This window comes from Sporosarcina sp. G11-34 (assembly GCF_026931025.1).
The window spans coordinates 1-11,404 of sequence record NZ_JAHNZW010000030.1; the positions used below are offsets into that span (position 1 = coordinate 1).

Genomic DNA, 11,404 nt, shown 5'->3' on the forward strand with positions numbered 1-11,404 from the left:
GCCTTGACCAGCTAGAACTTGAACTAAATGATTACGTGAATTGGTTTAACAACATTCGGATTCACGGAACGCTTGGTTATATAAGTCCAGTGGAATACAGATTAAAGGCCTTATAAACTTTGTTTAGTTTAGTGTTGACAATCCAAATTCACAGTGGTATTAACACATAAATTAGCTGACCTACAATAGAAATTGTAATCCTATCAATAGGCTCTCTAAAATAGGTGAGTTTCATTCACAAAAGTTGATACATAATTAAAAGGGGCAGTTCAATGCGAATTTGGCTCTTTTTTTGTTGTATTTAATTTATTTTATGTACCATTCAACTGAACGGGTCAGCAATATAAGTAGCTCGCTTTTTTGTTGTTTAATTTTTAATTAAATTTAATAAACATAGTAACCTCTATTTTGGACAACCTAAAAAGAAATATAAAGTTGACTGAGGTGGTATTTTTGATAATTGAAAGGTCGTCTGAATGGAAAGAAGGCTTTATGGAGCGATTGGAAAATCGTGAAGCGTGGGATAACTGGACGTTATACAATATGAGTTATGACGTAGTTAAAACGAACTTGATTACTGAATTCAAAGGGCTTCAGTCACCAAAGTATTTGCCCAATCTTACACCCTTAACCCATCAATTGGAGGCAGCGGAAACGGTCATTGAAAGGATGAACGGTAAGGCGATACTTGCTGATGAAGTCGGACTAGGAAAAACAATTGAAGCTGGTTTGATTTTGAAGGAATACTTGGTTAGAGGTCTTGTGAAAAAAGCGCTTATTTTGGTTCCAGCATCATTAGTCAATCAATGGATTGAAGAACTGAATCAGAAATTTCATATTCCCGTCATCCAATATAGAAAGAATTATGATTTAAACTACTGTGATATTGTTGTTATGAGTATAGATATGGCGAAGAGAAGCCCGCATAGAGAGCGTATCTATGAGCAAGATTATGATTTGATCATCATTGATGAAGCCCATAAATTAAAAAACCATAAAACGAAGAGCTATGAGTTTGTACAAAACTTAAAGAAAAAGTTTTGTTTGTTGTTAACTGCAACGCCGATTCAAAATAATGTCTTTGAACTGTTTTACCTAATCTCATTACTGAAACCAGGACATCTTGGCAATTACGAGGCGTTTAAAGCATCTTTTTCCGCCAGTAAACACGATGTGGAAAACGACGAGTATTTAAAAGGACTTGTTAATCAGGTGATGGTGAGAAATAGACGACAGGATACTGGAATTGAATGGACGAATCGGCATGTTGAAATATTACCCATCGATTTTACACCAGAAGAAAAAGAAGTATACGATTTAATTTCGGAACTTAAAAACGTTACCACGGTATTTTCGGATTCATTTTCAATGATTACATTACAAAGGGAAATGTGCAGCAGTAAAGAGGCTACGAATTTAACTTTAACTAAGATGCGTGAAAGATGTAGTAACCCAGATGAAATTAAGTACGTCGATGATATTATTCGAAAACTGGATGTACTAGAAATAAATTCGAAAGCGGAAAAGGCTTTTGAAATTATTTCCCGGGCAAAGGATAAGGTTATTATCTTTACCGAATATCGGGCAACTCAAACCTATTTACAGTGGTTTTTATATTCAAAAGGAATATCAAATGTTCCCTTTAACGGACAGTTCAACAAAAATAAGCGTGAGTGGATGAAGCAACAATTTAAAGAAAATGCGCAGGTGCTTATTGCCACGGAGTCTGGTAGTGAAGGGATTAATCTACAGTTTTGTCATCATGTTATTAACTTTGATTTACCGTGGAACCCCATGAAATTAGAACAGCGAATTGGACGTGTTCATAGACTGGGACAGGAACATGACGTTCATATTTATAATTTAGCCATTCAAAATACAATTGAAGATCATATATTGGACTTGCTTTATGTGAAAATAGGGGTTTTTGAAAAAGTTGTAGGGGAGTTAGATGATATTCTATCAGATTTCAAGGAGTCAATTTGAGGTGAAATCTAAAAATAACCGCACACTCAAAAGTGTGCGGTTATACATTTATCGTGGAAATATTTATTTAATCAACTAATAAAACACTTTCAACTGGTTCTTCTACTTGTACTACATCTTGTAGACCAAGCGCTTCTGCCGTTGAAGTGTGAACCTCTTGCAAAAGTTCCGGGTTTTCCATTAGTGACTTGCCGTAGGAAGTAATCATTTCTTTGATTTTTGGTTCCCACTCATCCATATGTTGTGGGAAGCATTTATCGAGTAACTCGAGCATAACGTGAACCGCAGTTGAAGCACCTGGTGAAGCACCTAGCAATGCTGCAATTGAGCCGTCAGCAGAAGTAATAACTTCGGTACCGAATTGAAGTGTACCTTTACCTCCTGCTTCTGTGTCTTTAATAACTTGCACACGTTGGCCTGCTACCACATAATCCCATTCGTCTAATTTTGCATTCGGGATAAATGCTTGTAACTCTTTCAGCCGCTGTTCTTTAGATAACATGAGTTGCTGAATTAGATATTTAGTTAGTGACATTTCTTTTGCGCCCGCTGATAACATTGTAAAGACGTTATTTGGTTTTACAGAAGTGATTAAATCCAACATTGAACCGGTTTTTAAGAACTTGGGTGAGAAGCCAGCAAATGGTCCAAATAGTAATGCCTTTTTATCGTCGATAAATCTTGTGTCAAGATGGGGAACCGACATTGGCGGTGCACCAACTTGGGCTTTACCATAAACTTTTGCATGATGCTGTGCGATAACATCGGGATTATTACACACCATAAATATTCCGCTCACTGGGAATCCACCGATATTTTTTCCTTCGGGAATACCAGATTTTTGAAGTAAATGAAGGCTTCCCCCTCCACCGCCAACAAAAACGAATTTTGCTTTATGACGGTCTACGGTGCCGTTATTACTATTCTTAACTTTCAATTCCCATGATCCGTCGCTAGCACGTTTAATATTATCAACGCTATGGTTATAGTTGATCTCGACGTTTTCTGTCTTTAAATGATCAAATAACATGCGTGTTAAAGCCCCAAAATTAACGTCTGTTCCTGTATCAATTTTTGTGGCAGCTATCGGGTCATTTGACGGACGGCCTTGCATAATTAGTGGAATCCATTCCATCAGTTTTTCTGGGTCTTCGGAAAACTCCATTCCTTCGAATAAAGGATTTTCGGACATCGCTTCAAAACGTTTCTTTAAAAATGCGATATTATCTTCCCCTTGCACCATGCTCATATGTGGCAATGACATGATGAAGTCCTGAGGGTTATGTATAAGATTTCTATTGACAAGATAAGACCAGAACTGCATTGAAACCTGAAATTGTTCATTAATGGTGATCGCTTTACTAATATCTACAGATCCGTCTGATTTTTCAGAGGTGTAGTTAAGCTCGCATAGCGCCGCATGTCCCGTTCCAGCATTATTCCATTCGTTAGAACTTTCTTCGCCCGCGCTTGAAAGCTTTTCAAACACTTTAATGTTCCATTGTGGCATCAATTCTTTTAGCATGGTCCCCAATGTTGCACTCATAATTCCCGCGCCAATTAAGATAACATCAGTTGTATTTTTATCGTTGGTCATTTTTATCATCCTTATACCCTAGAATTTTCAGAAGGGCCGTCTCTGCGCCCCGCTTAGTTCTGACATAACTTCTAACTCAATTATAGCAGTCCTATCAGGTATTACAATTATCATAGGATAATGAGACAAAAAAATGTTTAAGAGAATACGAAAATAAACATAATCAGTAGCCTTAACATAGTATTTTCATTTAAGGACAAACTAAGCGAAAGAATTAGAAGGAGGATGTTCATGTACCCCCAAGAAATTCATTCGTATTTAAAACAATTTTTACAAGAGAATGATTGCCAAATATTAGTTGATAATGATCATTATATTACTACCCAATTAACAATTGAAATGGATAAGAAAATTATGAACCGCCCGTTTTATTGGAAGTATATAGAGAGTATAAATGATGTCCCGTGCCCAGCTCAACTAACTTTTATCACAGATAAAACTAAGCTTGTTGAAGAGGTACAGGGGGAGGTTATACACTTTGGCTCACCTCGACTGAGTCAACTTTTTCGAACAACTAAAGAACTGGGTTCATTTGTGCAGATGCATGAGCGCGTACAAAATCAGCTTGGGCCCAATACCATCTTAACGCCTTGGTTGGGCGTAAATTATAAAGTATCGTATTACAGCGATCAAACAAAAGAAGTTCTTTATTCGTTTGGCATTAATTTAATGACGGGTAATGTTGTTGAAGATTTTCAGGAGACGTTAGATGATGTGGATTTGGATATAAAAGTGTCGGGCAATACATTTAACTTGCCGCATATTATATCGCCGATTCGTGCCCTGGAACGATTGGACTTGGTGATTGATAATCTTATCCAACAGGATGACCACACGTGGGCCGAAGAAGCAAAAATGAGATGGGCAAAAGACCAGAAAGTATTAGAGCATTTCTATGAAGGGGTAGTAGACAAGCCGGATAGTTATGAGATGGAGAAACAAGCGATGGAAGAGCAATACAGACCTAAGATTAAAATTGATGTTATTAATGGCGGATTATTTTATTTGAAATGAATTTTGTTTAATTGTACTTTGATGAAAATAACGTTGTAAATCCAACATATAATACCGTGACCAATGATTTAATTTGAAGAGGAGGAATTGTTTTTAACGGAGCCTATACCTTATTGGATTGGAAGACGGGGGACGTAAATGGAGATGGTGTTTTAGATACCGTTTATTTATATGGTCAGCTCGATGGGCCACCGGATATTTATGCTGATGACATCACGCTTGTTATTAAAGATGGTTGGTCAAATAAAAGTACATCGGTTCAGCTCAAAAATAATGCGGGGTATAATGCCAGGTTGTTTCTCGGCGATTTCGACCAGGATAATCTTGCTGATATTATGGTGAGTATTGATACTGGTGGGAGTGGTGGATATGGAACGTTTTATATCTACTCATTTAGAAATAACCTTTTACGTGAGATATTCAATGTAGATAAATACAATCATGACTATAAATTTGATGTGAATTATGCAAATCATTATAAAGTACGAGTTGAAAGTGCTCGCCTGAACTTGTTATTTTTAATAGACATTAGCGAAAAAGGCATTGATTATTTATCCCAGTATTACAATAAAGATGGTCTGCTTATAAATCCAGTGAAGGGCGAGGTGCTAGATTTGGGGGCTTTAAATCCAATCATTATAAATACCCCAAGTTACAATTATGATTTGTTGGCCTTGCAACGTATTATTGGCACAACCAATGCGGATACGTTGGGTTATGTGGAGAACCTTTTAACTTGGGAAGATACGCAATTGGTTTCAAGTCGATTGGTTGTGTCCATCTTTGGCGGTAATTTAACTTAATTTGTTCATAGAAAGCCACGTTTATTTTGTACCTGTAGCTGTTTGAATTTCAAACAACTACAGGTACTTTTCGTTTTATAATTAGATAAGGTGGCTTAACATTAATAATGTACTGATTTATAAAAAAACATGTTTTGGCGTTGAGCCGAAATATATGAAGGAAATACATACATGTTATGCTTGTTATAAGATACGGGTCAAGAAAGGAATTGATTAGTATGAGTATTAAGCGTGCTTTGACGATAGCTGGGTCAGCTGCGCGGGGTGGTGCGGGAATTCAAGCGGATTTAAAAACGTTTCAGGAACTAGATGTTTTTGGCACAACAGTCGTAACAGCGATTGTCGCAAGCAATTCAATAAAGAGACGTGGGATTTTCCCTCAATCACTGGAAGCAGTTGAAGCGCAGTTATTTACAATTGCCGAGGATGTTGGCACGGACGCATTAAAGACAGGTATGCTGTTCACCAAGGAAATCATTAGCTATGTAGCAGACTGGATTAAGCAGTCAGAAGTGAAAAACATTGTCGTAGATCCTGTGATGATTGGTAAAATAGGCACAGCGCTTTTGCAAGAAGACGCAATGGAAGCGATGCGCAACGAATTACTTCCGCTTGCGACAATCATTACACCAAATATGCCGGAAGCCTCTTACTTACTGGATAACATGGCAATAAATTCGGTTGCGGATTTAAAAGTAGCTGCTAAAAAGATCCATGAACTTGGCCCGAAATACGTGCTCGTAAAAGGGGGGCGTCTAGTTGGCCCTGCAGTTGACGTGTTATACGACGGGGAACAATATTATTTGTTAGAGGCACCGCGTATCGATACAATCCACACAAACGGCGCTGGTTGTACATATTCTGCTGCGATTACCGCAGAACTCGCTAAAGGAAAAACGGTACCGGAAGCTGTAATCGAGGCGAAAAAATTCATTACGGCGGCAATCAGGCATTCACTTAGCTTTAAACAAGGCGTTGGACCAACCTATCACGCTGCATATGGGAAATACAATGAGACAGGTTGCACGGTAACTGTTGAAAAGGATTAAACTATAAAAAATCGACTCAGTGAAAATTGCAGTCGGTTTTTTTATGGCCACTGAAAAACTTCCTTTATATATCTAAACTAGTTGATTGTAGTGGAGAGCGGCGACTCCAGCGAGCCGAACAACGCAGAGTTCGGTTTGTATAATTTCTGTGTCCTTTACAGAAATTATACATGTACTTGATTTAGACCGCACTGTTTCAGCGACGATGCGGCTTGGCGCTCGCCCGCGGAAAGCGTCAGGGAAAGATTGATCTGTAACTTTCCGCACTGTCCGCTCGGAACGGAAATTAACGTGATAGCAGGAAATTGGTCTTTATCAGTGCCATATTTTTTGCATCAAAAATTAAATCTGGAAACCCTTGACCATTCAACAAAGCACGAAAAGGGTATAATGAATTATCAGCAGCAGATACTAAATGGAATTACTTTTCATTATAATTAACGTGAAAAAAGAAGGATGGCGATATGAATGGTAAAAGGAAATGAAGCGGGATGGAACTTTGACAATAGTTATGCACGTTTACCGGGTATGTTTTTTACCGAAATAGAACCAAATCCTGTGCGTGAACCGAAGTTAATCATACTCAATGAGTCCCTGGCAACATCTCTTGGGTTAAATAAAGATATGCTGAAAACAGAAACCGGCATAGAGGTGCTTGGGGGTAATCAGATACCAGAAGGCACTACTGGACTTGCTCAGGCCTATGCGGGCCATCAATTTGGAAACTTTACAATGTTAGGCGATGGACGTGCCCTGTTAATTGGCGAGCAAATAACGCCTTCAGGTGAACGCTTCGATATTCAGCTTAAAGGTTCGGGAAGGACGCCATATTCTCGCGGCGGAGATGGTCGAGCGGGGCTCGGGCCGATGCTACGTGAATACATTATCAGCGAAGCAATGCATGCCCTTGGCGTTCCGACAACCCGCAGTCTAGCCGTTGTGACAACCGGTGAGCCTGTAATCCGTGAAACCATGTTAACCGGTGCGATAATGACGCGTGTGGCTTCCAGTCACTTACGCTTCGGTACTTTTGAATATGTTGCCAAATGGGGCACTGTCGAGGAATTGCGTGACTTAGCCGACTATGCAATTAAGCGACATTTTCCAGACATCGAATCAGATGACAATCGCTACCTCTTGTTACTTAAAGAAGTAGTCAAGCGTCAGGCAGCCTTAATCGCCAAGTGGCAATTAGTTGGTTTTGTTCATGGGGTAATGAATACCGATAACATGACGATTAGCGGAGAGACAATCGATTACGGTCCTTGTGCTTTCATAGATACTTACGACAGGAAAACTGTTTTCAGTTCTATAGACAGACAAGGGCGTTACTCTTACGGCAATCAACCCCGTATTGTCGGGTGGAATCTTGCGCGATTTGCTGAAACGCTCATACCGCTGCTGCATGAAGATTATTCGGAAGGGGCAAAACTAGCCCAGGCTGCTATTTTAGAGTTTTCGGAGCAGTATCAGGCAAATTGGCTCACGGGAATGAGAGGGAAATTGGGTCTGTTTAATATAGATGAACAAGATGAATCCCTTGTCAATGAGCTTCTTCAGATGATGGAAAATCATCACGCAGACTATACCAATACTTTCCGCGCATTAACTTTTGACAGTCTAACGGATACAGTCCTTTTTGAATCGCCGGAATTTGAACAGTGGCATGAATTGTGGTTGGCAAGACTCGGCAGGCAGCACGAATCCAAGGCTTCTTCTAAACAATTGATGCAAGATAGCAATCCAGCAGTGATCCCACGGAACCATCTAGTAGAAGTGGCACTAGAGGCCGCAGTCGAGCGTGCCGACTACAGCGTGATGGAAGAGCTGTTAGATATGCTCAAGAACCCTTATGCGCACTCAGAGGAGCAGGTGGCTTACACGACTCTACCTAACCAATCAACAAGTCCTTACCAAACCTTTTGCGGTACTTAATCATAAGAAAAATGAGGTTACTTTCATGAATAAAAGAAGTTTTGAAGATTTTCATTTAAGCGAGGAAATGACAAGAGCGCTCGATTTATTGAAATATGAAATACCTACAGAAGTTCAAAGCGAAGTGATTCCAAGAGCTCTAAAGAAGCAGGATCTTATCGTGAAATCCCAAACGGGCAGCGGCAAGACAGCCTCTTTTGGGATTCCACTTTGCGAATTAATCGAAAGGGAAGGGTATAAGCCCCAGGCATTAGTTTTAACGCCTACCCGTGAGCTTGCGGTTCAAGTGCGAGAGGATTTGGCAGATTTCGGGCGTTTTAAAAAAATTAAAGCTACGGCGGTTTACGGTAAGGAATCCTTTATCTTACAAGAAGAAAGGTTAGAAGAGAAAACGCATATCGTCGTTGGTACACCTGGGCGTGTGATGGACCATATTGAAAGGGACACTTTAAGAGTGGATGCCATCAAATACCTCATTATCGATGAAACCGACGAAATGCTGACAATGGGTTTTGCGGCTCAAGTCGAAGCAATCCTAAAAAAACTACTTAGCAATCGAGTAACAATGGTCTTTTCCGCTACAATGCCGAAAAAGGTTGAGAAACTCTGCCATACTTATATGAAAGATCCCACAAGTATTGAAATTGAATTAATGGGAATAACAACGAATGCAATAGAACACTGCGTAATTAAAGTGACGGAAACAGGAAAAATGACTTTGCTTAAAAACTTGACGAATGTTGAAAATCCTAAAAGTTGTATCATCTTTTGCAGAACTAAGAGGCAAGTTGATACTGTGTTCGCGGAACTGGAAAAAGCTAACTATTCTTGTGAGAAAATCCACGGCGGAATTGTTCAAGAAGATCGATTTGCGATTATGGAAGGTTTTAAAATGGGTAATTTCCGTTATCTCGTTGCGACAGATGTGGCGGCAAGGGGAATCGATGTCAAGAATATGACACTTGTGATTAATTACGACGTACCGATGGAAAAAGAAAGTTATGTGCATAGAACAGGCAGAACGGGTCGTGCCGGTAATGAAGGAAAAGCGATAACATTTGTAACACCTGCTGACGGAAAACTTCTTAGTTCAATTGAAACTTACATCGGCTTTGAAATCACCAAAATAGAAGCACCAGCACAGCAAGTAGCTACTGAACATCAGAAAGCGAAACATAATATTAATGGAAAAAGCAGCAAGGATACAATGAAACTTCATATCAACGGTGGGAAAAAGAAAAAACTTAGAGCCGTAGATTTTGTTGGGACAATCGCAAAAATACCTGGTGTAAAGGCAGAAGACATTGGAATTATTGCCATTCAGGATGACTTAACCTATATCGATATACATAACCGCAAAGGCTTAATAGTTATGCGGGCATTGTCGACATCGACTATCAAAGGAAAGAAACTTAAGGTTAGCAAGGCAATTCAAAATTAATATCATTAAGGCTTATGGGTTTAATTTTCCGGAAATATCCGTTAAGATGCTACTTGTACGTAGAAATAAAGTGTGTCAGATTTGAAAGGGGTTTGTACAAATTGAAATTTAAAAAATTCTTACTTCCGTTTATGGCAGGTGCGCTAGCATTGGGGTTAGCTGCTTGTGGAGACGATGATAAAAAGGCGAAAGAAGAAACATCAAAAACTGAAACAACAAATGAAGAAGTAGCTCAAGAGCCAACAAAAGAAGAGCAAGCAGCTTTTGAAGAGATGCAAAAAAAGTTAGTTGAACAGCAAGTAGACAAGAATGAAATAGTGGCTATTGTAAATGAAGAAGAACTTAAAGGCGAGGAATATAATACTGTATTGATGTCAATTCAGGGCCAAATGCAACAAATGGGACAAGATCCTACGAGTAAGGAAGCTACTGAGCAAATAAAAGAACAAACGCTAGATACACTTGTTAATCAGACATTGATTCTTCAAAAAGCAAAAGAAGCGGATATAGAAGTATCTTCATCTGAAATTGATGAAGAGTATAAAGCGTATGAAGAGCAATTTGGTGGAAAAGAAGCAATGGAAGAAGCACTAAAAAGCCAAAATATGGACGCGAAAACATTAAAAGAAGAAATTATTGTTGAATCTCTCTTATTCGAAAAGTATATAGAGAAGGTTGCACCAGCAGAAAAAGCAACAGAGAAAGAAATTGAAAAGTATTATGATGAAATTGCTGCGCAATCAAAAGAGGCCGGGCAAGAACTACCGCCACTTAAAGAGATAAGTGGAGAAATCGAATCAGTGTTAGCGCAAGAACAACAGCAAAAATTAGTTGCTACTCATATTGAGGAACTAAAAGAAGCTGCTAAAATTGAGTTTAAAATCTAAGTAAAGTAAATAAAATTTATCTAAGAAGACCATTGCGAATCACAGCGCAATGGTCTTCTTTGTGCGCCCAGCATGGGCGTAATCTATAGGGTGCAAGTCCCGAACTGTGAAGGTAGAAGTAACAGTTAGCTTAACGCAAGGGTGTCCATGGCGACGTGGAATCTGAAGGAAGCGAGCGGCAAACCTCCGGTCTGAGGAACACGAACTTCATATAAGGCTAAGTACAATTGGGTGAGTTTGCACAACAAAACAAAGCCCTTTCTACCGAAGGTTGTACGGAGTAAATGAAGCAGATAGGTGGAGGGAAAGATTACGTTCTTACCTGGGGAGGTCTGATTGATACGCCAAGTACTCTTGGTAACCTATCCAGTGATGGATAGCTGAGCAATCAGAAGTCAGCAGAAGCCATAGTACCATTCAAACTCGAGAAGAATGGGAAGGGCTGAACAATTAAGAGAGAACAAAATCTTGGCATTCAGTAACCTGCGAAGAACACAGATAACCGATAAGGCATACTTGATGGAGGAAGTGGTGAATTCCACTGGGGACTTCAAGATGGTGGAGCAGAACTGGCATAAGAAGAAGCTTTGTTCACGGAAAGAGGCATAACAAATGTTGATGGAACGAATCCTGTCAAAGGAAAATTTGCTTTCTGCCCTGAAAAGGGTAGAACGGAATAAAGGAAGTCATGG

9 protein-coding genes are annotated in these 11,404 nt (G+C 39.4%); 8 read left to right on the top strand and 1 reads right to left on the bottom strand.

Annotation, left to right across the window (positions count from 1 at the left end):
• Together KSU66_RS21115 and KSU66_RS21120 are read left to right on the top strand one after the other, a co-directional pair.
• Positions 1–116, top strand: a 116-nt coding sequence (locus KSU66_RS21115) for an IS3 family transposase (RefSeq protein WP_269053433.1), incomplete at its 5' end; no start/stop codon positions are given.
• Between the two features lie 376 nt (positions 117–492).
• On the top strand, positions 493–1,986 hold the full coding sequence (locus tag KSU66_RS21120; protein WP_269053434.1) for a DEAD/DEAH box helicase: 1,494 nt from the start codon (positions 493–495) through the stop codon (positions 1,984–1,986).
• A 67-nt stretch (positions 1,987–2,053) separates the two neighbouring features.
• On the opposite strand, the gene KSU66_RS21125 is transcribed toward KSU66_RS21120, so the two are convergent.
• Positions 2,054–3,583 carry a malate:quinone oxidoreductase gene (locus KSU66_RS21125; protein WP_269053426.1) on the bottom strand — a complete coding sequence of 510 codons (1,530 nt, stop codon included), beginning with the start codon at positions 3,581–3,583 and terminating at the stop codon, positions 2,054–2,056.
• Between the two features lie 231 nt (positions 3,584–3,814).
• Here KSU66_RS21125 and KSU66_RS21130 point away from each other — a divergent pair, with 231 nt between their 5' ends.
• From KSU66_RS21130 to KSU66_RS21155, 6 genes are all read left to right on the top strand, one after another.
• Positions 3,815–4,597 (top strand): YqhG family protein, encoded by a 783-nt coding sequence (locus KSU66_RS21130; protein ID WP_269053427.1) that lies wholly within the window; start codon positions 3,815–3,817, stop codon positions 4,595–4,597.
• A 113-nt stretch (positions 4,598–4,710) separates the two neighbouring features.
• Positions 4,711–5,400: a VCBS repeat-containing protein gene (locus tag KSU66_RS21135; RefSeq protein WP_269053428.1), complete on the top strand. Its 690-nt coding sequence runs from the start codon at positions 4,711–4,713 to the stop codon at positions 5,398–5,400.
• A 218-nt stretch (positions 5,401–5,618) separates the two neighbouring features.
• Positions 5,619–6,449: a bifunctional hydroxymethylpyrimidine kinase/phosphomethylpyrimidine kinase gene (gene thiD, locus KSU66_RS21140; protein WP_269053429.1), complete on the top strand. Its 831-nt coding sequence runs from the start codon at positions 5,619–5,621 to the stop codon at positions 6,447–6,449.
• Between the two features lie 468 nt (positions 6,450–6,917).
• Positions 6,918–8,384, top strand: a complete 1,467-nt coding sequence (locus KSU66_RS21145) for a protein adenylyltransferase SelO (RefSeq protein WP_269053430.1) — start codon at positions 6,918–6,920, stop codon at positions 8,382–8,384.
• A gap of 25 nt (positions 8,385–8,409) precedes the next feature.
• Positions 8,410–9,825 carry a DEAD/DEAH box helicase gene (locus tag KSU66_RS21150; protein WP_269053431.1) on the top strand — a complete coding sequence of 472 codons (1,416 nt, stop codon included), beginning with the start codon at positions 8,410–8,412 and terminating at the stop codon, positions 9,823–9,825.
• A gap of 101 nt (positions 9,826–9,926) precedes the next feature.
• Positions 9,927–10,712 carry a SurA N-terminal domain-containing protein gene (locus tag KSU66_RS21155; protein WP_269053432.1) on the top strand — a complete coding sequence of 262 codons (786 nt, stop codon included), beginning with the start codon at positions 9,927–9,929 and terminating at the stop codon, positions 10,710–10,712.
• Positions 10,713–11,404: the final 692 nt, after the last annotated feature.

Excerpts from the sequence above, each read along its gene's own strand:
- KSU66_RS21120 (WP_269053434.1), top strand. The coding sequence starts at position 493 with ATGGAGCGATTGGAAAATCGTGAAGCGTGGGATAACTGGACGTTATAC.
- KSU66_RS21125 (WP_269053426.1), bottom strand. The coding sequence starts at position 3,583 with ATGACCAACGATAAAAATACAACTGATGTTATCTTAATTGGCGCGGGA.
- KSU66_RS21130 (WP_269053427.1), top strand. The coding sequence starts at position 3,815 with ATGTACCCCCAAGAAATTCATTCGTATTTAAAACAATTTTTACAAGAG.
- thiD (WP_269053429.1), top strand. The coding sequence starts at position 5,619 with ATGAGTATTAAGCGTGCTTTGACGATAGCTGGGTCAGCTGCGCGGGGT.
- KSU66_RS21145 (WP_269053430.1), top strand. The coding sequence starts at position 6,918 with ATGGTAAAAGGAAATGAAGCGGGATGGAACTTTGACAATAGTTATGCA.
- KSU66_RS21150 (WP_269053431.1), top strand. The coding sequence starts at position 8,410 with ATGAATAAAAGAAGTTTTGAAGATTTTCATTTAAGCGAGGAAATGACA.